The organism is Mycoplasma sp. 1781 (assembly GCF_053851675.1).
This window is the reverse complement of record NZ_JBSQBC010000005.1, coordinates 1-21,549: the sequence shown is the minus strand read 5'-3', so window position 1 is coordinate 21,549 and position 21,549 is coordinate 1. Positions and strand designations below refer to the sequence as shown.

Here is a 21,549-nt window from a genome sequence, read left to right as displayed (position 1 = left end):
TAACTATTAACAAGCGATTAATTATGTGATATTTGTTCTGAATTATTTTTTTGCTCTATATCTTTATTTTCTATACTATCACCTTGGATTGGCTCAATAATAATATTATCTTTTGTTATATCAGGATTTTTGATATCGTCATTATTTTTTTTCGAAATGTCTTCAAGATATTGCTTGGTTATTCCCTTCAAATACTTAACTAAATATATAATGCCGCTAATTCATGACAAAATAAGACCAACAATTAAAGGGATATTAACATAAAGAATATATTTATCATTTGAAACATATTTACCTAAATCATTATCAAAATTAGTAAATCATGGTGCACTAAATGCTATTGTAATAATTGCAAGTGAGACAATAATGGTTTTAATCTTACCTCACCAATTTGCTGCTACTTTAATGTCCTTCTTTACGGCATAAACTCTCGCACCATCAACCAAAATATCACGGATGATAAACAAAACAACAATTGGCAAGAACGAGTAGTTCATTATTGAAATAAATAACAACATCATTATTGTCGCAATCTTATCTGCAATTGGATCAAAAATCTTACCAAATTGCGAAATAGTTTTTGTTTTTCGGGCTATATGTCCGTCAATAAAGTCAGTCACCATTGCTATAATAAATATTGAGACATTTAATCAATATATGATTGATAAAGTTATCGAGTATTTTTGATTACCAACAATTTTAATTCCATCATATCAAAATGTTCCATTGTGTTTAATAATTAAAAAGAAAGCGGACGACATTAAAAATATAAAAGGAATCATTAATATTATCCTCAACACTGTTAGTCAATTTGCAATACCAAATTTTTTTATGCGTGGGCTATTATTTTTGCTTTTTTTAATATCTTTAATCTTCTTCATAAAATTGACTCTCAATAGCATTAATTGTCTTTTCTTCTAATGCTATATTTTTCTTATCTTCTGGAATGCCAATATACTGAGTTTCAAAAAAATCTAATGTATCATTAATTTTTTTAGTTCACAAATTTGGTTGAGTTATTGTTAATTTTTCAGCGTGTTCTACAAATAGAGTATACTTCTCATCGTTTTGGAAAGAATATGCAAAATCCTCTCTATTAATTAATTTGGTTAGCAATTTTTTTACACCGTTTTTAATTTGCCCCATTTTAAATTGGGATTCATTTGTGCCAAATTTTTCTAACTGTTTCATACTAAAATCAATGACATATTTATAAGTCATAATATATTCATAATATAACGCCAAAGTTTCAGCATTCTTTTTATATTCTAATTTTGCTGCTTTTCTTTTTGCTCTTTTATTTTTCGTAACTTTTCAAGCGATATAAGCAATTATAAGTACTAAAACAATTGCGAGCAAGACATACACAATAGTTTGTCCATTACCCATATTTTTCTCCTTAATTATATTTTAAAAATTATATATTAATATCATCCAAACTACAAAACAATGTTAATTGTTTTTTGTCTTATATAAAATCAAAGCTTCAAAAGGGTTGAGTTCTTTTGGAATTTCTGAGTAGAATTTATTAGCATATGAACTTGCTAAAATTTTATAACCATAAAGTGGAGTTATCTTCTGATGCTTTGATGTCAAATTTGTAATTAATACCATCCTCTGTTCGTTAAGTTTTTTGCTAAATTTAAATATACCATGACTTTGTTTAATATTTCATACACCCTTTATGAAATAAGAAGAAAATTTGGAATTTAAAGAGAGTTTATTCAAGAAATAAACAAAGTTTATTGTGCTATCTTTATTAATGATTTGTTCCTCGACATTGTTACTTTCTAAATTAATTGGGTAAAAAATATTAGTATTTTCATTGCTTTTTATTTTTTGTCCATTTCAAGGCATTTGAATATAAGACGATCATTTATTGAAATAACAATTATATTTATGATATTCATTTAAACTTATATTTTTATATTGGAGAAATCTTTTTTCCTCATTATAATCTTCATTGTTAAATGTGAAACGTTGGTTGAATTTAGCGCGCAAGACACCTATTTCATCGCCATAATAAAAACCTATTGAATGATTGCCACTATATAAAAATACAAAGAAACTTTTTGTTGATTCATTTAGGTAAGCCTTTTCATTAGCTCATTTAGAAAAGAAACGACCTGATAAATCAGAGCCGAATGATAATATCACATTTGAATGATTTTTAAAATTAGCTACAAATCTATATAAGGATTTAAAACTCATTTTATTCTTGAAATGTTTTTTTAATGCATCATTATTGCCAATAACAGACATTCAAGTTAAATACAAATAATCTAGGCATTTATTGTCGACCATTAGCATCTTTTTATATAGATTGAAGTTATTATTACTAGTTTTAAAAATTACATTAATATTGCTATTTTTACGCTTGATAATCTTATATAAATCATTAATAAATTTTAATTTTTCTTCCTCCTTTAAGCCTTCAAAAGCAAGAAATTCAAAATTATCAAGTATAACAGTTGATACATTAAGCTGCAAGTAGAAACCTAAAACTGATTCAAAATATTTAATAAAATCAGATAACTCATATAATGATGTTTTTTCAAATTCTTTATTAATTAAATATGTATCTAATTTCGTTAAGTATCTATTTGACTCATAATAATTCAAATTATATAAACTCATCATATTATTTCAGTTAACAAAAGCTTGTCTTACTTCTTTTAAATTTATAATTGGAGCTACTTCAATTTGATTATTTTTAAATGTTTCAACAAGCCTTGCAAAATCCTTAATTGAACCATACCTTTTTTTTATTAGTCCAAGATCAAATCTATTTTCATATAGTTTTAGAATATCTTCAAAGCATATAACATTAACACTTAAATTTTTGAAATACTCCAATTTACTCATAACCCCTTTAAAATCACCAAAATTGCTTCCATTGGTATCAACAAAATTTTCAACTTTTAGCTCATATAAGATGATTTTTTTACCTAAATTAACCATTAATAAATCCTTAATCTCAATAATTTTATACTCAATAAATCAATAAGCGTATCTGGTAAAATGTTTCCTTTTTTAAAATCTAGATCAATATTTGCTAAATCAATGATTAACTGATTTAATGTGTTAATGTCAATTCTATTAAAAAAGTCATAGTGAAGTTTGACACGATATATATGAATATTAAGTATTTTTGCTATTTCATCATTAGTTAATTTTATTGATTTTAATATTCCAATTGTTTTTGCATTAAGCAATATCGCTGATATTTGCGATATCACATAATTGTGCTCAATCCCGTAGTTAATCTGTTCGTTTATCTTTTTTATAATAGTTTTTGTGTCTTGACATTTTAACATTGCCTCACTTAGAGCAAAATCGATATTATTAGATACTGCATAATTATTATCATTAATCATTTTTTCGCTTATATCTTTATTTATTAATAGCAATTTATCAATTTCTGATTCTATTATTTCTAGATTATGTGGTAACATTGATAGCAAATCAATAAGGACCTTATCCTTGATTGTTCCACCTTTTGTTTTAATCATTTTATAAACAAAAGAAAATAATTCTTTATCGCTAATTTTTTCGATATTAATAGTAGTGCTATTATCATTTATAAATGCAAAAGCTCTTGATGCTAAAAAAGATTTATCATACTTATTTATTTCCTGTGTAAAAATAAGAATTAGATTAGCATCACTTAGTGATGCATTAATTATTTTTATAAACTCATCAATACACGAACCATTAACATATTTATTTTTTATATTAAATATAAAGGGATTTTTAAATAAAATGATTTTTTTATTTAAAAAAAAGGAATTGTTATTTAATGCATCTGATAATTCTTCTAATGTAAAAAAATCATAAAATTTAACTATCTCGATATCACCTGCTTCAATAGTTTTTTCTTTGTTTATTATTTCATTAATTTTTTTATTTATCAAAAAATTTTCATTGCCTTTAATTAGGTACATACTAATTTATTATATTATAATAAGGACATTTTTTGGTATAATAAACTAATATTATTTACAATTTATTTATTTATTTAAGATTGGAGCATTAAAGAAATGTCAGGACATTCAAAATGAGCAACTACCAAACATCATAAAGCTGCAATGGATTCAAAGAGAGCACAAATGTTTCAAAAATTTTCTAAAGAAATTATTGTAGCAGCAACAATTGGTGGCCCAGATCCAGATTCAAATCCAGCACTAAAATTAGCAATTGCTAAGGCAAAGGCAAAATCGATGCCCAAAGCAAATATTGAAAAAGCAATCTCAAAAGTTTCGGGTGGATCAAAGGAAGGCGCTAACTTTCAAGGATATCTATATTCAGGAACAGCCTTTGGTGGTATAAATTTTGTAGTAAGTTGTTTAAGCGATAACTTTAACCGTTTATCATCTAACATTAAACACTATTTTAATAAATATAATGGACAGCTAGGAAAACAAGGTACTGTTCCGTACGTTTTTGACCAAAAAGGATTAATTGAATTTCCAATTTCATTAGCTTCTGAAGAAGAAGTAATGACTACCGTTTTGGAAGCCGGCGCTGAAGATTTTAAGGTTGAAGATGACTTATATGTTATTATTACCCATCCATCAGATTTTCAAAAAGTCAAACAATCTCTTGATGAGATTCTAAAAATTGATAACTATTCAACTGCTGAAGTTACATATATTCCAAATAGCGAGGTTGAAATCGATGAAGAAAAAATGGGGCAACTTGAAAAATTCGTCGACTTACTTGAAGATGATGAAGATGTTCAGGAAGTTTGACATAATGCAACAACTATTGAATAAAAATTAGTTCTACTTAATAATTATTAATATTTAAAACCTTTTTCACACCAAGAGAAAGGTTTTAAAAATGCACAAAATAAACTTGTAAAATTTTTTCAGACAGTTTAGCTCATATTAAGAATTTGACTTGACAAAATCTTAATATGAGCATTTTTTTATAATGCAATTCCTTCGTTATTATATTAATTTACAAACTCCTTGATTTTCTTGATAAATCGTTAAAAAGTCATTTTTCGAGATCTTTTGTTGAAACTTAAAAAAATTTCGGATTTCAATATTGAAAAAAATATCCTATCTCTCTATTATCTAAGCTATTAATTATGTTTCTGTTTATTTCCAAAACTTTATTTTTAGAAAAATAAAAAACAAATTTTAGATTTTTATTTTAAATTCATTTTGAAAAAAACAAATTTAAAGACATGATTTAAAAAGGAAAAAATATTCGAGATGTCAAAATTTATTCTCTTTAAATATTGCTTGTTTATTATGAGATTTGATTTATTTTCTTAATACTTTCTTTATTTTTTCCCATATTAGATAAAAACATTTGTGTATTATTAAAAATTTGATTTATGAAATTAAAAATAAACAAAAAGAAATTTATTCTAACTGCCTCATTTTTTATTATTTCATCAGTTGTACTTATTAGTGGCGTTGTAGTTAAAACAGAAATTATAGATAAATGACATCATAACAAATCTTCTTTTAAAAGTAATTATATAACTGTTTTTATTGAAGGCGCAGTGGAATATCCGGGTGAATATACTTTAAAGGATGGGGCAAATTATTTTGATCTAATAAGAGAAAGCATTTTAAAAAGTGGTGCAGATTTACAAAAGATAAATAAATCACAGTTGTTAAAAAACAACGAAAGAGTTTTTATTCCCTTTACTAAAAATAAAAAATTAAAGATAACAGATATCAATGATTTGCAAATTTTAATAAATTTAGGAATTAAAACAAACATTGCAAAAAAAGTTTTTGAATACATTAAGGAAAGGAATGTTAAGAATTGAGATGATTTATTACAACTACCAGGCATTGGTGAAAAAACTTATCAAATATTAACAGAAAATATAGATATATAGATATTCTATTAATATCGTCCATCAGTTCTTTTTTAATATTTATACTAATATTGAGAATTGAAATTATTTTAATTTCACTAGCTTTAATAATGATTTGCATTTTTAATTTCTTTAATATTAAATTTTGAATTACATTTTTCATTTTTAGCTCAATTATTTTTTTAAGCTATGTAGTTTACCAGTCAATTTTTGCAAAAATTGACGGGATAAAATTAGATAATGATTTAAATATGATTAAAGAATATAAAGCCTATCTAATATTCAAATATAAGGATGCTTATTTTAAAGTTTTTAAGACCAAAAGCATTATAGATATTACTTTTATGAACAACTATGAGTATACATTTCATATCAAAGGAACACTTATTTTAAATAAGAATTTAAGCTCGTTTGAAGTTGCAAATAGGCTATTTTTTAATCTCACTAATTCAAATATTGAATTTATTAAAAAAAATGAAAAATTATCAATTTTTAACACAAAAAACCACACAGTTATAGATTATCTTAATATCATCATTTTCAACAATTATAATCAAGCTCTAATAACATATATAAAAAGCTTAGTGATCTTAATATTATTCACTTTTTCACTATTAGCGGATTTCATTTTAATTTAATTTATCTATTTATATCCAAAATAATTAGAAGAATTAAAAATGGCTATTTTATTGAAGATTTTATCGCTATTCCTCTATTGATTATTTATTTAATATCAATCGAATTTCATGTAAGTGCAACAAGGTCTTTAATCTTTTTAATATTAGCATATCTAAATAAAATTATTTTTAACAAAAAAATAAACAATATTGCGCTATTGGCAATAACGGGTTTAATAATGGTTTTTTACAATCCATTTATAATGTTTTCATACTCTTTCATTTTATCATTTTTGATTACACTATCCATATTTATTACAATTTTTGTTTTAACAAAACAAGGATATTTTGTCAAAACAATTGCGGTATTTTTAATTGCCCATATTTATTCCACTTTAATAATTCACACTTTTAATAAAAACTATAATATTTTTTCTTTTTTTATTCAACTTCTGTTTATTCCAATTATTTCCTTAAACTATATTATTACACTTCTATTTTTTAGGATAAATATCATTATTGAAAATACCATCCTTTGATTTGATGCGTTCATTGACATAATTAGTGAATCAAACATAATCATAAAATTTGATACATCATGATTAATGTGCTTTATATTTAGTATAGCCTTATTAAAGGCTTATAAAATAAAACTCCATAGCCAACTAAGGTTAGGAGTTTGATAAATTTAGCATTAATTTTAAATCATCTTCATTAATTATTGTTATACCAAGTTTTTGCGCCTTGGATAGCTTGCTTCCTGCCTTTTCGCCAATTAATAGGTAGGCTATATTACCAGAAATAGACGAAAGTACCTCGCCGCCATTTTCCACAATAAGTTTTTCAAAATAACTTCTAGGTTTTGTAAGCTTGCCTGTTATAACAAAGGATTTATTATTTAGGATATTGGTTATTACTTTTTGTTCATATGATGGATTTATACCATGTTCAATTAATTTTTTAATTAAACTATGTTTTCTTCATTGGAGAATCATTCTATTAATTGTTTAGTAATCTTATCACCAAAATCATAAAAATCTTTAAACACTTCAAAATTAAAATTTAAGGCATTTTCTAGTTTTAGAATTTTTGAAGCAATAATATTCGCAGTTCTTTTTCCAACTAATGGGATTGATAAGCCAAATATCAAATTTTCAAGTGGTTTAGTTTTAATATCCTCAATTGATTTTAAAATTTTGTTTATTGACAAATATCCAAATCTTTCCAATTTAATTAATTCATCACGATGTTTATGAAGATTAAAGATATCCAATATATTATTTATAAAACCATTTTTGTAAAAATATATGATATTTTTTTCACCAAGTGAATTAATATCAAGTGCCTCTTTTGAAGCAAAATGAATAAGTTTTCTAACTTTTATTTCTTGGCAATCTTGATTCAAACAATATTGTTCCAACCCTGTTTCATTAAATAGCAAAACATTATTACAATATGGGCATACCTTAAATGGCTCTAGTTTCTCTAAATTATGTTTATTAGCCAAACCTATAACGCATGGAATAATCTCACCAGATTTTTTTATGTATATTTCATCACCAATATTTATATCTAGATTTTTAATAAATTCATAATTATTAAGAGTTGCAAAACATACTTTTGTTCCTGACAATTCAACTTCTTGCAATAAAGCGTTATATGTAACTAAGCCAGTCCGACCAACAGTAATAAAAATATCTTTTAATATGGTGGAAACAACATCAGGCTCATATTTAAAAGCAATTGCTGAATGAGGAAATTTTGCTGTTTCACCTAATTTATCATAAAATTTGAGCTCATTAAGTTTTATGACTATGCCATCAGTTTCATAGTTAAATAATAACTTTTTAGTCTTGAATTCCTCAATAAATTGTTCTATTTCTTTAATAGAAGAAACAAGGATTGATTGCTCTGTAACACAAAAACCCAACTTTTTTAAAAATTCAAATGATTCATACATAGTTTGAATATTATGTTTTTCCGGTGCAACAACATAATATAAGAATGATGAAAGATTTCTTTCTTTTACAATTTGTGGGTCCAATTGGCGTAAAGTACCAGCAGCAACATTGCGTGGATTAGCCATAGCCGTTTTATTTTCACTAAGCAATTTTTCGTTTATTTTCTTAAACTCATCAATAGGAAGAAAAATTTCACCTCTAACCTCAAGGGGCTTTTTATAATTAATTATTTTTGGAATATTATCTATTTGCAAAACATTATTGGTAACATCTTCGCCAATTAACCCATTGCCCCTCGTTACTGCTTGCATTAACTTGCCTTGATTATATTTAATAGAAATTGAGAGCCCGTCAATTTTTGGTTCGATAAAAAAAGAAAAATGCGAGGTTACCTTTTTAATATTATCAATAAATTTTTGGATTTCTGCAATGGTATATGCCTTATTTAAAGAAAGCATTGATTTATCATGCTTAACCTTAGCAAAATTTTTAGATACATTAGCATTAATTTTATTGGTTGGTGACTGTTCTAATTCTTCTTTTAAAAAAAGATGTTTATATTGCAATTCCAATCTTTTTAATTGATTAAATTCAATATCATAAATTTCATCAGAAACTAACGGTTTATCAAAATCATAATAATATTTATCTCATTGACTTATTTTTTGTTGTAATTCTAGTATTTTTTTTCTTGTTTCAAAATCTTTTTCATTCATATTAAACCTTTTGAAATGAAGCAATTCACCATGATGGTAAAGCAATATGGTCTATAGCACATATTACAACCAATGCAGTTAGAGTCATTAATATTAGCGTAGCAATCAAATCTCTTCAATTAGGAACTAATTGACGATAATAGGTTCTTTTTGCATATGGTTCATATCCTCTTGAAGTCATAGCATCAGCTAAATCATTAGCCTTATTAAAGGATGAAACAAAAAGTGGGACCATTAGGACAATGAAAGATTTTATTTTATCCTTAAAATTACCATTTTTAAAATCTACTCCTCGGCTTGACTGAGCCTTCATAATTCTTCCTGATTCTTCTAACAAGGTAGGAATAAATCTTAAGGCAATGGATATAATCATCGTAATTATTTCAGTCGGTACTCTAAATATTTTTAACGGATATAGCAGATCATTGATTGCTCTTGTTAATAAAACAGGTTTTGTTGTTACTGTCAAAATTGTTGTTATTAATACAACGCCATAAATTCTCAAAAGTATTGTAAAAGTTCGATGAATTGAGAATAATGACAATTGAAATATCGAATTAACATCGCTGTTAGGAGCAAAATATACTACATTAACTATTAATTTACCGCGATAAATCACAAAAGCGTCAGCATTTGTTTCTGTTGAAAGAGGAACATATTTATCAATTTCGTAATACATTACCGCACCCTTAACAGTTAGCATATTAATGATCAGGAGAAAAATAGCAATATAGATAGGAAACTTAATTTTTTTAAAAATAGAAATTACTGATTTAGTAGAAATACCATATAAAACCATACTAATAATTACTAAAATCGATAATGTAATATAATGTTCAGAAATAAAAAACAAAATTATAAATAGTATGTTAGCTAAAAATTTCAGTCGGGGATCAAGTCTATGAATTGGCGTCTGTATATTGAGATATTTGCCAATAATTGTTTTATCCATATTTATAGCTCCTTTTTATTTTTTTCACTTAATTATGTTATTTATTTTATCAGCCAATTCTTCAATATTTGTTACTTTTCCAATATTAAAACCAGCATTATTTAGCCTTTCTACATATGACAATAATTTTGTGGGAATTAAATTATTATCTAATAATAGTTTATTATCACTTAGAATATCATAAGTATTACCGTCTTTAATAATCTTCCCATCCTTAACAAATAAGGTTCTATTTGTTCATTTAAGAGCATTATCTAAATCGTGTGTAACAATAATAATAGTTGTGCCTTGCTTATATAAATTATAAAACAGCTGGAGCATTTCTTCAACACCCTGCGGGTCCAAACCAGCAGTAGGTTCATCTAAAACAAGAAATCTTGGTTCCATAGCAAGAATACCTGCTAAAGCAACTCTTCTTTTTTGCCCTCCTGATAAATCAAAGGGGCTTCTTTTAAGATAATCAATTGGTAAACCGACCATCTCAATATATTTAGCCGCTAATTCCTTAGCTTTGTCTTTTTTAATACCCATTGAAACAGGCCCAAAAATAATGTCTTTTTCAATAGTAGATTCAAATAATTGATATTCAGCAAATTGAAATACAACTCCAACTTGCTTTCTTAATGCTTTAACATTTTTGATTTTTCTTTTACTTTTGGTAATATCAATATCAGTATATACTATTTCAACACGATCACTTTTTTTAGTTTTTTGAAACTTCTCTAAATTCTTTATATATTCATTTAATTTAGCTTGGTATGTTTCATCATTATCATCACTTTGTTTTTTTGGTTTAGATGGCTTTTTGGCTTTCTTAAACAAAGGGACATCACTAAAATGCAGTAAACCTTCATCGGGTAATATTAATGCATTAAGATGCTCTATTAATGTAGTTTTACCAGAGCCAGTTGGTCCAATAATTGAAATTGCTTCTGATTCATTAATTTCCACTGATACACCATCTAGCACCTTAATATATGTAGGAAGCTTTTTGTTATATTCCTTTGAAATATTGTCTACTTTAATTTGCATAATGTCTCCAATAATTTTTTATCGTCATATGTTGGCTCAATTCCGTGAATCATTTCACTAAGTTTGTATATAAAAGGTGAATCTATTTTTGCAATTTCAATTATTTGTTTGTTATTTAAAATTTCAATAGGTTTTCCTTGAGCTATCACATGGCCACCTGAAAAGACAATTAACTTATCAGCTAACAAGGCTTCATCCATATCATGAGTGATCGAAATTAAAGTTTTATTGGTGTTGGAATGCAGATCATGAATTATTTTGTAAATGTCATTGCGGCCTCGAGGGTCTAACATTGAAGTTATTTCATCAAAAATAATAATTTTAGGATCTAATGCAAGAGTAGAAGCAATGGCTACTCTTTGCTTTTGACCTCCCGATAAATTTTGAGGTTCCCTATCTAAAAAATTGCCCATTCCTACTTCATTGGCATATTTTCTTACAATTACGTTCATTTCATCATATGACATTTTTTTATTTTCTAAGCCAAAAGCAATATCGTCTTCAACAGTAGCACCTATAAATTGATTATCTGGATTTTGATAAACAATACCAATTTTTTTTCTAATTTCCGCCAAATTTTCAGAATTTATTTCTAGACCATCAATAATAATTTTCCCAGATGAAGCTTTGTAAATTGCAGCAAGTAGTTTTGAAAAAGTGCTCTTTCCTGAACCATTATGTCCCAAAATGGCAACATATTGCCCATCTTCAATTGTAAAATTAATATTATCTAAGGCATATTTTTTAGCACCAGGATATTTATAACAAAGTTTTTTAATTTCAATCATAGTGATAATTATAAATATAATATTAATTTTATTTTTCAAAAATGCTTAAATTGACATTTTATTGTATACAATAAAATATATAAAAAAACTATATAAATCAACAACTATAAACATATTATTTAAATTCCTTTGATGCAAAAACCCAAGTGTCGTAGTTTCTTATAACTAATAGTTTTTTATAAATATTCTGCTTTTTTAAAATATAGTTTGGCTGAAAACAAACAAATTAAAAAATATTTTTAGATAAAACAAAAATTATGGTTTATAATATATAACGCTAATTGCGAGTGTAGTTTAATGGTAGAACTTTAGCCTTCCAAGCTAACTACGTGGGTTCGATTCCCATCACTTGCACCAGTTGCGGATGTAGTTCAATGGTAGAACATCAGGTTGCCAATCTGAATACGAGGGTCCGATTCCCTTCATCCGCACCATTTCAAAAAAACTTGGGAAACCAAGTTTTTTTGATTTAACTAAATTTATTCAAAATAAGGCAATTAAAACTTATATAATATTAAAAAATAAATAATAAAGGAGTTTTATGGCTAATGTATTAGTTTTATATTCTTCGCCCATATCAAAAGAGAAGTCTGTTTCAAGTGCTATTACTAAGAGCTTCGTTGAGGAATATAAAAAAATTAACAAAAATGATGAAATTGTGGAGTTAGATTTAAACGAACTTGAAATGGCAACACATCCAATGAACTCAAATAATTTTTCTGATTTTTTTAATGATGAATTATCAGGTAGATATATTGATATTTTAAAAAAAACCAACAAATTAATTATTTCAGCCCCAATGATAAATTTTAATGTTCCGGCAGTGTTAAAAAATTTTATCGACCGAATTTGTGTTGCTAATAAGACATTTTCTTATAAATACGCTAAAAAAGGTAGTTCAATAGGTTTGCTGTCTAATTTAAAGGTACAAATAATTGCTTCTCAGGGAGCTCCATGTGATTGATATCCTTGAGCAAGTCACATTTCTTACCTAGAGGGCATCTGAAATTTCTTGGGTGCAGAGGTTAGTGAAACCCTTTTAATTGACGCAACAAAAGTAGAACCATTTAATTCTTATTCAATTGAGCAAATTATTAAAAATAAAATTAACAAAATTAAAGAAAGGGTTATGAACTTTTAATAATTTAAAATTTTAAAAACCAAGCTCTAAAATAATGAGAAAGCTTGGTTTTTTATTTTTATTTTAAGCCCAAATTTTTGGTAAAAAATTAGATCATCATTTTTTACAAAATTAAGTTATTTTGAACAATCATTCTTCAACACAGCTTATATTTATATTTTATCTAAATTATCAAAAACAAAAAATATTAATAATTTATTGCAAAATAATAAGAAATTAGCTAAAGCAAATATTTTTTATGAAACTTTTATTATTCCTTGTCTTCTGTTAATAATTGCAAAAATTGTACGCTTACATCCTTTATGAAAAATTGCCCATTTTCATCTCAATTATTATTTTGTTTTAAAAATAGGTCGTTGAGATTTGTTATTGTACTTGCGCCATTTGCATAGAGATTATTTCCTTTAATATCTACAAATATGATAGCGAGCGTAAGTTTAAATTCTAAGTTATTATTAATGTTATTAATATTATTAATATATTTTCTATACTCTTCAATTAATTTTTTTGTTTTGTCTTTATCAATATCATGTTTGTATGTTTTAATTTCCAAATAAATGTAATGATTTCGTTGTATAACAATAAAATCCGGATAACTATTACTTATGTCAAAATTATTATTGATATATTCAAAATTAATTCCACTATGTACTGGATTCTTTGCTCAAATTCTAATTTCAGGCCGCAGTGATACACATTTCTTAAACTCATTTACAAATGTTTTTTCAGCCTCTGATTTTAAATAAATATTTGCAAATTCTTTATTTATTTCTTGATAAGCAAATTTATTGTCTGTTTTTGGATCGTCATCATCTTTGCTCTCTATTAAATAATCTGGTAAAAACTTAGAATTATTTATTACATATCTTATTTCTTGATTATCCAATTGTTTTTGCAAATGCTTTTTATAAAAGTCATTAAAGTTTTCGATTTCATATTTAATTATCAAAAATCAAAAGAATGTTTTATCTATTATTGATTTTAATTTTGTTTCATAGATGCTATTTATTTCTTTTTTAATATTTTCTGTAAATATTTTTTTATTATTTTTAATTGTTTTTATATTAAATAATTCCATATCAATTTTATTTTTTAGTTTTAATGTTATTTCTATTTTATTACCATAACTTTTTTGATTAGCAATTATAAAGTTGTTATCACAAAACTCTTCTTTGCATACTTGGTATTTTGTTTCAAAGTTTTCAATAGAATAATTATTTAAATAATTAGCAACTTGTTTTTCATAATCATCTAAATTAAAAACAGAATTAGATTTATTGATATTAACAAGAGAACCATACACAAATTTTTCTTTTTTAAACTGAGATTTTAAAATCAGCATTCTTTGGTCATTTATATCTCTATCAACATTGCTATAAATGTAGTATTTATTAGCAATTGAACTGTTACTAAAATCATGTGAAGGATTGGGATTTCTTTTTATTCTTCCAATAGTTTGTGCACTTAATGTTTTTGACGAAACATTTCTAAGTTGAACTAGCATACATGCTCTCGGTATATTTCAGCCTGTTGCTGGTCCTACTTTAAAAATTATTACATCAGTGTCCGAATTGTATTTAGATATATCTCTAAGTGAAAAATTATCTTTTTGTCTTAGACTTGATTCTTTATCATTTTGATCAAAATACTTTACTCATGATAAAGAATGTTTCTCTAATTTTTTTATTATTAAATCAATGGTTTTATTGAAGATTTTTTCTTTTTCAGGATCTTTACTAGCGTTATCAACTTGAATTAACATGGCGGCATTAATGCCCACTAAGCCCGGTTCATTTTTATCATCATTATATTGTCTTTTAATATCTTTAAATTTTAAACAGGCTTGTTCGAGAATAATATCGTTATCGATATAAGCAATGTCGTCATTATCTTCGATACCTTCATTAAAAATTTTTTTGCTTTTTAATAATCTGATTTTATCGTTAAATAAATCTTTTTCGCTTAGCTCAATAAGATCTAAACTCAAATCAGTTGGAGTTGCTGTCATTTTTATAACAAAATCAGCCCTTAATTGCATATTTTGTTCAAATGAAATTTCATCTTTTTTATTTTTTGAAGTGTCGGCGCCGATGTGGGCTTCATCACGAATATAAATTAATTTATAGTCATTTAGTTTTATTTCATCTAAAAAAGCCTCAATTGCATGTTGCTCTCTTAAAATTGAGTTAGCTTTAAATGATGCTCCACCCATGATATAAACATTATTTGGTTTAGCAAAAAACTGATAATTTTTTTCTACTTTAGAGTTTTTATTAATATTTGAAGGACTTTCAATTCTTGTAATTTTTAAATCGTTATTTATTAAATATTGTTTATAGTCATTGAAGTTTTCCTCCATTTGTTTTGGCAACTCAGCACTCGATAATGTTGCAATAACAAAAACTAAATTTTGATTAAAATTAAACTTATTTCATTCGATTAATTTATCAATATAGTTAATCATCATAAATGTTTTACCAGAGCCAGTTGGAGCCTTAAAATAAACGGAATTTTGTTTGTTTTCTTCTAAGCTATTTATGGTTTTATTAATTAAAGTATTAATAACTTTTTCTTGAGAATTAGTTAGATTCATTATCTTCTCTTTTCTCTGGTTTTAAAGATGATAAATCATTTAATAAATTAATATATTGCTGTTGATTGTTTTTATCTATTGAAGTTATTCCAAACTCTTTTAAAACATCAATTAATTTATTAGCTAAGTCTTCAATTTCAATATCTTTGTTTGTTGGATTTATGTCATAGTATTTGATGTTAAAGACATTTAAATTTGCCTTATATGCTTCATTTTTCTTTGTTCATTCAAAGGCTTCATTTTTAGTACCAACCCCGTGGTTTATTCTATAAAGTCTTTCATAGTTTACGTCTATACCAATGTTATTTTCGTTATTTGTAATAAGAGTGAAGCTTCTATTGCCGCCATCTTCGCGATTTAATTCTAAAACAGCGTGAGCTGTGGTGCCAGATCCGGCAAAGAAGTCAAGGACACGAATATTTTTTTTATCACTATGAAGTCTAATCAAATATTTTATTAATTTTATAGGTTTAGGTGTTTCAAAAGCATTTTTATATAGGATATCTCTTATTTCATTTTTTGAATCCTGTGTATGTCCTACAATTTCATACCCCAAAATTGTCTTAGATATAATATCTCTAACATCAGATAAATATCTTTTTAAACCTGGCCTTTTCGTGACATCATCTGGCAGGTATATCTTATTTTCTCTTATCAATTCATAAATCTTTTTTTCTGAAAATAATCACCCAGAATTTTCCGGGCACTTATAAACTTTTTTATTTCAGAGAATGTCAAATTTATTATTAGAATTTCTTGTTAAATCAGCTATTTTATATCTTCCTTTTTCATCACTAAATTTATACATTTTATTATTTTTTTCATTTCGTTCTAAACGATTAAATTTAGTTACTATTTGCTTATTTTTTAAATAACATAGAATATAATCGTGATTAACAGAAACGTAATGATTATTGCTTTTTGGAGAATAATTTTTTTCCCAAATAAAATTACAAACAAAATTCTCTTCACCAAAAATTTCATCCATTAAAACTTTTAAATAGCCTTGTTCGGCATCATCGATAGAAACAAAAATAACTCCATCATCTTTCAGAAGTTCTTTTGCTAATTGTAATCTTTCATTCATTAAATTAAGTCAACCATTTCGAGAATATTTATCACGATAAATGAATTTTTTTGCCTTAACATCTTCATTATTATCTGCAATACTATTACCATCTTTTTTAGTTGATTCAGTATTATAAGGAGGATCAATATAAATTACATCATATTTATCAAGCGAAGGCAGCTCTCTCTCTCTCTCTCTCAATCACTATCAAATTCTTTAAAGCATCATAGTTTTCGCCGATGATTAATGTGTTATCTTTGCTTTTGTTTTCATCTAAAACAAAGCTAAGTTTTTCATCTTTTTCTAATAGCGCAACTGTTTGCCAATCGCTTTCAGGTGCCCCATCAAATCTAAAACCTGTTTTAATTCTTTGCGCAATGAATTGGAAAACATATTGTAGTTGTTTTTTGTCGTCTTGAAATTTTTCTAAAATTTTTATCGCCAGTCTTTTTTGATCTGTATTCAACTCTTTAGAAGAAATATCATCAATTTTCTGAATGTAATTTTTTAATAAACTCATTTAATATCCCCTTATAGCTTATGATATTTAATTAATTTTACTAAATAAGAGAAATCAAAATAGATTAAAAGACAGTTTTTATTGAACAATTTAATCAATAGTTCTTTTTTATACAATCTTGTTTTCATAAATTAATAATATTTCTCTTATTAGATCTAATTTATTATAAAAATACATGCAACGGAAGTTAAATAATGTTTTCTTATATATATTTTTTATTTATATTTATATTTGCAAAATCTATATAAAGATTTTAAAATTTCAATATGAAATGTTTTTATGAAAAAACGCACTTTTTCTTATATCATGATTTAATTTAAATTAAGACATTATTCTACAGGTATCTTATTTAATAAATTATAAGAGCTATAAATATCAATACATCAAAAAAATCAAAATAAATTGATATCTAATAAATACTGCTTCATAACTACTTTTTTAAATAAAACTTTTTATCAACTATAATGTATTTAATAATATTAAATTATTTAAATAATGAGAAATATTATGATTAGATGAGTCATATTTACAATATTAAAATTAAACCTGTATATGATTACATTGTGGAGATATAATGAATCCTAAAAGTATTAAAGACAATATTCTTGAGTATTGAATAATGATTGAAAAACTTAGCGAAGGTAATTGAAATAAAAAAGATTATCGCGAGATTAAACTAGATAAACAAAACGATAATTATTATGACTATTTTAATACGATTTTGAAACAAGAAACTAAGCAAAAAAAGGAAAAATATTTAGTTTTTATTTTTAACACATTTAATTCAAAAGAACTAATTGATCTTCTAAACAAAAAACATAATACTAAAATTAATGATGATGAATTAGAATCAATAGGAAATAACAAATTTAGTTTTGCTATACGTTTTAATAATAATCTCGAAATAGAAAAACAATCCACTTTCTATACTTGAAGTGCATATATTAGAGAGACCAAGAGTGATTTAGAATTTAATTCTATGTCTAAATTTAAAGAAAAAGAACATGAACTTTCAGATGATATTGAAAATATATTTAAAAAGAAAGAAACCGAAGATTTAAAAGCATTTTTTAATAAAGCATTTCAAAAATTAATACAAAATTACAATATTGATGTTAATCTTTCCAGATATAAAATAGTAAATGATGATGAAGATGATGCCTTATTGCATTCATTTTTTATTGATGACTTAATAGAAGCTAAAGGAATATCAACACAAAATCTAGACAAATATTTATCATCATCAAAAGAAGAAAATAGCAATGAATTAATAAAAATAAATTTAGATAATAAACAAGCTGATGGTATTAAACAAATCAAAGAAATTTTAGATCCTAAGAATTATCCATGTTCAAGATTTCCAAGCAATGTAGAATATGCGCTTTCATTAATGCAACAAATTGCAGTAAATCTATCGACAAGTAAAAACTATGAAAATATTAAAATGAAAAGTGTAAATGGACCTCCAGGAACAGGAAAAACAACCCTACTAAAGGATATATTTGCTGAGCTAATTACTCAACAATCTCTCGAAATATGCAAGCTAGATTCAAAGATAATTAAGGATGTTTTTTATAAAGAAATTAAAATTTTGCCTACACAAATTGCAAATAAGAGCATTTTAATAGCAAGTTCAAATAATGGGGCTGTGCAAAATATAGTAAACGAATTGCCTCTATTGGAAAATGTTGACAAAGATCTAGTAAATGAGATAAAGAATGCTGATTATTTTTACAAAACTGCTAATGCAATAACTGAAGAAAAAGATAATAATGAAGGTATTTCCAATAAGCATAAAATCTCAAAAGAAAAATGAGGTCTTTTTTCATTGGAAGGCGGCAAAAAGAAGAATATTATAGAAATAATAAAAGCTGTCGAAAATATCATAAAAGAAATATACCAGCAAGAAAATAACAATTCAAATGTATATCAAGATTTTTTAAATTTATATAATGACATTAAAAAAGCACAAAATGATATACAAATGCACATAAACCTTTTAGCTAAAATAGAATTAGAAATACAAGCTTTAATTGACGATTTCATGAAGGATAAACCTAGCGATAAATTTGAAAATAGAAATCTTAATATAGAATCAATTAAAAACGCAATTAATGAAAGCCAAAAAGAGATAATAAACTTAATAAATAATAACCAAAATGAATTAAAAAATATAAACAAATCTATCGAAAATTTAAAACTGCAAAAACCAAGCTGAATAAGCAAATTATTTAAAACAAAGAAATACAAAGAATTTAATGAAAAATTAAACTCCTATTTAAACCAACGCATTAAAATATGCGACTCACTATTATCTCTCGAATCTAAAAAGAATAACATAGGCAAAAAAATCGATAGTATCAACAGAATGCTAGATCAAAAAAATAAAATCGAAGATTTTTTTATCAATAAGAAAATTAATAAATTTAATGCAATTAATGACAACAATGTATTTCAAAAAAGTAACCCATGATTTAACAAGAATTTTAGAATCAAACAATCAAAATTGTTTATTTTGGCGCTAAAAGTCAGAAGACAATTTTTATATGAAAACAGGGAGGCTTTAAAAAGCGCTGTCAAAATATGAAATAATAAAATCAAAGGAAAAACTATTGATAAATGCGAGTGTTTAGTGGAAGCATGAAATTGAATTAATATGGCTGTACCCGCAATTAGTTCAACCTTTGCAAGCATAAGGACAATGTATAAGAATTTTCCAAAAGAATCAATGGGATTTTTGTTTATAGATGAGGCGGGCCAAGCCGTTCCACAAGCGGCGGTAGGTGCAATTTTTAGAACGAAGAATATTATTGCTGTTGGTGATCCATCGCAAATTGAACCAGTTTCAGTATTAGACCAAAATACTTTAAAATGAATAAAAGAAAAATATAAATTGCCTTATGGTCTTAATAGCTCGGTGCAAGAAATTGTTGATAATCATAGCAAATATGGATTTTATAAGAGAAACGGAGATTGGATTGGCATACCTCTTTGAGTACATAGAAGATGTCTAAGTCCAATGTTTGATATTTCAAACGAAATTTCCTATGAAGGAAATATGGTCCAAGGAAAAGAAAACGGTAAACAAAAAAGCTACAATGGATTTTGACTTCATGTTAAGGGAAAAGCCATAAACAAACATTATGTAAAAGAACAATGTCAAGTTTTAAAAAAATATTTATTTAAAATAAAAAACCGTGATGCAAATTTAAAAGATGTCTTTATTATTTCTCCTTTTAAAGCAATAGTAAATGAACTTAAGAGAAATCTCAATGATTTAATTAATAAAAGTAATATAGGAACAGTACATACTTTCCAAGGAAAAGAAGCTAAAATTGTTTTTTTAGTGCTAGGTTGCGATAAAGATAGTATAAATTCTGCTCAATGAGCTGTTGGCAGCAACAATCCAAATATTATGAACGTAGCAGTAACACGCGCAAAAGAGGAGCTTTATATAATTGGCGACAAGGAAGTATATGAATCACTCAATAGTGATGTAATTAAAGCTTGCTTAAAACACCTAGAAATTGTAAATGAGCAATAAAAAATTATATGAATATTAAGTTTATTTATATATGTTTTAAATGCCAAATCAAGTTATTTAAGAACCGATATTTTTCCTAGGTTTTTAATATAAGGATATTGTAAAAAAGAATCTAGTTATTTTTAATTTTTATAAAGAGCCCAAAAGGAATGATTTACAAATATACAAAAGATAGTCAAACACCTCTAATAAAAGCCCAACTAATCAATTTAGTTTTAGCAATGTTGAAGCACTAATTAAAAAAATTAAATTAAATGTAATAGAAGCAACAAAGGGAAAGCTAAAAATTTTTACAAAAAATAATAACCAAAAAGTAGAAAAACCTTTAACAGACTCGATAGAAAATAAAAACGATTTGTATACAAGCAAGTGAATGGTGATGAATTAATTGATAATTTGCTTAAAAACATAGTATTCGAAATTCAAATGATGACTTTAAAAAATGCAATTAAAAAATTAAATAAAAATCATAAATCTATTTTAATTTAAGGTGGATTTATGATTTTTTAATCTTAAAATTGGGAAAATAAAAATGGATTAAATAATTTTGATTTATATTAGAGACATTTTTGTAATAAATATATTTTTATTAGATCAAGGTCGTAAATTAGAATAATACTAAGTAGTAAAAAGCGCCTTTATAAATGCCTTGGCTTTGTCTAAAATTTTGGTAATAATTAGAGCATCAATCATGAAATTTTGCCAAAACAAAAAAAAAAAAAAAAAAAAAAAAATAAAAAATTTGATTTATTAAAATTAATAAAATATAAGGAA

At 25.4% G+C, this 21,549-nt stretch carries 18 protein-coding genes and 2 tRNA genes; 8 read left to right on the top strand and 12 right to left on the bottom strand.

The genetic code is table 4. The features are described 5' to 3' along the window. Positions 1-17: 17 nt before the first annotated feature. The 4 genes from pgsA to holA all read right to left on the bottom strand — a co-directional run bounded on the left by pgsA (position 18) and on the right by holA (position 3,944). Positions 18-881, bottom strand: a complete 864-nt coding sequence (gene pgsA, locus ACWXVP_RS01230; RefSeq protein WP_456012706.1) for a CDP-diacylglycerol--glycerol-3-phosphate 3-phosphatidyltransferase — start codon at positions 879-881, stop codon at positions 18-20. Further along, positions 868-1,389 (bottom strand): MHJ_0274 family protein, encoded by a 522-nt coding sequence (locus ACWXVP_RS01225; protein ID WP_444705134.1) that lies wholly within the window; start codon positions 1,387-1,389, stop codon positions 868-870. The genes pgsA and ACWXVP_RS01225 overlap by 14 nt, the downstream gene beginning before the upstream one ends. A gap of 63 nt (positions 1,390-1,452) precedes the next feature. Next, complete coding sequence (locus ACWXVP_RS01220) at positions 1,453-2,961, bottom strand: alpha-amylase family glycosyl hydrolase (RefSeq protein WP_456012704.1); 1,509 nt, start codon at positions 2,959-2,961, stop codon at positions 1,453-1,455. Then, the gene (gene holA, locus ACWXVP_RS01215; protein WP_456012702.1) at positions 2,961-3,944 is read right to left on the bottom strand and encodes a DNA polymerase III subunit delta; all 984 of its coding nucleotides are present in this window, start codon (positions 3,942-3,944) and stop codon (positions 2,961-2,963) included. Before holA ends, ACWXVP_RS01220 begins: the two co-directional genes overlap by 1 nt. Before the next feature lie 96 nt (positions 3,945-4,040). Here holA and ACWXVP_RS01210 point away from each other — a divergent pair, with 96 nt between their 5' ends. The 4 genes from ACWXVP_RS01210 (at position 4,041) to ACWXVP_RS01195 (ending at position 7,145) form a co-directional block, all read left to right on the top strand. Next, complete coding sequence (locus ACWXVP_RS01210; protein ID WP_438340833.1) at positions 4,041-4,775, top strand: YebC/PmpR family DNA-binding transcriptional regulator; 735 nt, start codon at positions 4,041-4,043, stop codon at positions 4,773-4,775. A 572-nt stretch (positions 4,776-5,347) separates the two neighbouring features. Beyond that, the gene (locus ACWXVP_RS01205; RefSeq protein WP_444705131.1) at positions 5,348-5,863 is read left to right on the top strand and encodes an MAG0490 family ComEA-like DNA-binding protein; all 516 of its coding nucleotides are present in this window, start codon (positions 5,348-5,350) and stop codon (positions 5,861-5,863) included. A gap of 230 nt (positions 5,864-6,093) precedes the next feature. Next, positions 6,094-6,480, top strand: coding sequence for a hypothetical protein (locus tag ACWXVP_RS01200; RefSeq protein ID WP_456012700.1), 387 nt, complete (start codon positions 6,094-6,096; stop codon positions 6,478-6,480). Continuing rightward, positions 6,411-7,145 (top strand): MAG0480 family ComEC-like protein, encoded by a 735-nt coding sequence (locus tag ACWXVP_RS01195; RefSeq protein WP_456012736.1) that lies wholly within the window; start codon positions 6,411-6,413, stop codon positions 7,143-7,145. Before ACWXVP_RS01200 ends, ACWXVP_RS01195 begins: the two co-directional genes overlap by 70 nt. Here the strand turns inward: ACWXVP_RS01195 and ACWXVP_RS01190 are convergent. From ACWXVP_RS01190 to ACWXVP_RS01170, 5 genes are read right to left on the bottom strand one after another with little or no spacing between them, the layout of a single operon-like run. Beyond that, the gene (locus ACWXVP_RS01190; protein WP_456012698.1) at positions 7,131-7,454 is read right to left on the bottom strand and encodes a BRCT domain-containing protein; all 324 of its coding nucleotides are present in this window, start codon (positions 7,452-7,454) and stop codon (positions 7,131-7,133) included. The genes ACWXVP_RS01195 and ACWXVP_RS01190 overlap by 15 nt on opposite strands. Next, positions 7,424-9,136, bottom strand: a complete 1,713-nt coding sequence (gene ligA, locus ACWXVP_RS01185) for an NAD-dependent DNA ligase LigA (protein WP_456012696.1) — start codon at positions 9,134-9,136, stop codon at positions 7,424-7,426. Before ligA ends, ACWXVP_RS01190 begins: the two co-directional genes overlap by 31 nt. Before the next feature lies 1 nt (position 9,137). Then, positions 9,138-10,088, bottom strand: a complete 951-nt coding sequence (locus ACWXVP_RS01180; protein ID WP_456012694.1) for an energy-coupling factor transporter transmembrane component T family protein — start codon at positions 10,086-10,088, stop codon at positions 9,138-9,140. Between the two features lie 15 nt (positions 10,089-10,103). Beyond that, positions 10,104-11,120, bottom strand: a complete 1,017-nt coding sequence (locus ACWXVP_RS01175; protein ID WP_438340828.1) for an ATP-binding cassette domain-containing protein — start codon at positions 11,118-11,120, stop codon at positions 10,104-10,106. Continuing rightward, positions 11,105-11,908, bottom strand: a complete 804-nt coding sequence (locus ACWXVP_RS01170; protein WP_444705127.1) for an energy-coupling factor transporter ATPase — start codon at positions 11,906-11,908, stop codon at positions 11,105-11,107. Before ACWXVP_RS01170 ends, ACWXVP_RS01175 begins: the two co-directional genes overlap by 16 nt. Positions 11,909-12,191: 283 nt before the next feature. On the opposite strand from ACWXVP_RS01170, the gene ACWXVP_RS01165 reads away from it, so the two are divergent. From ACWXVP_RS01165 to ACWXVP_RS01155, 3 genes are all read left to right on the top strand, one after another. Then, a tRNA-Gly gene (locus ACWXVP_RS01165) sits at positions 12,192-12,265 on the top strand. Positions 12,266-12,268: 3 nt separating this feature from the next. Next, positions 12,269-12,342, top strand: a tRNA-Gly gene (locus ACWXVP_RS01160). Between the two features lie 107 nt (positions 12,343-12,449). After that, on the top strand, positions 12,450-13,049 hold the full coding sequence (locus tag ACWXVP_RS01155) for an FMN-dependent NADH-azoreductase (protein WP_456012692.1): 600 nt from the start codon (positions 12,450-12,452) through the stop codon (positions 13,047-13,049). Between the two features lie 250 nt (positions 13,050-13,299). Here ACWXVP_RS01155 and ACWXVP_RS01150 read toward each other — a convergent pair whose 3' ends face one another. From ACWXVP_RS01150 to ACWXVP_RS01140, 3 genes are read right to left on the bottom strand one after another with little or no spacing between them, the layout of a single operon-like run. After that, positions 13,300-15,642: a DEAD/DEAH box helicase family protein gene (locus tag ACWXVP_RS01150; protein ID WP_456012690.1), complete on the bottom strand. Its 2,343-nt coding sequence runs from the start codon at positions 15,640-15,642 to the stop codon at positions 13,300-13,302. Then, positions 15,629-16,912, bottom strand: coding sequence for a site-specific DNA-methyltransferase (locus ACWXVP_RS01145; RefSeq protein ID WP_456012688.1), 1,284 nt, complete (start codon positions 16,910-16,912; stop codon positions 15,629-15,631). The genes ACWXVP_RS01150 and ACWXVP_RS01145 overlap by 14 nt, the downstream gene beginning before the upstream one ends. Continuing rightward, complete coding sequence (locus ACWXVP_RS01140; protein ID WP_456012686.1) at positions 16,875-17,231, bottom strand: hypothetical protein; 357 nt, start codon at positions 17,229-17,231, stop codon at positions 16,875-16,877. The genes ACWXVP_RS01145 and ACWXVP_RS01140 overlap by 38 nt, the downstream gene beginning before the upstream one ends. 574 nt (positions 17,232-17,805) lie before the next feature. Between ACWXVP_RS01140 and ACWXVP_RS01135 the strand changes: the two genes are divergently transcribed. Further along, a complete protein-coding gene (locus tag ACWXVP_RS01135; protein ID WP_456012684.1) occupies positions 17,806-20,775 on the top strand; it encodes an AAA domain-containing protein in 2,970 nt (989 codons plus the stop codon). Positions 20,776-21,549: the final 774 nt, after the last annotated feature.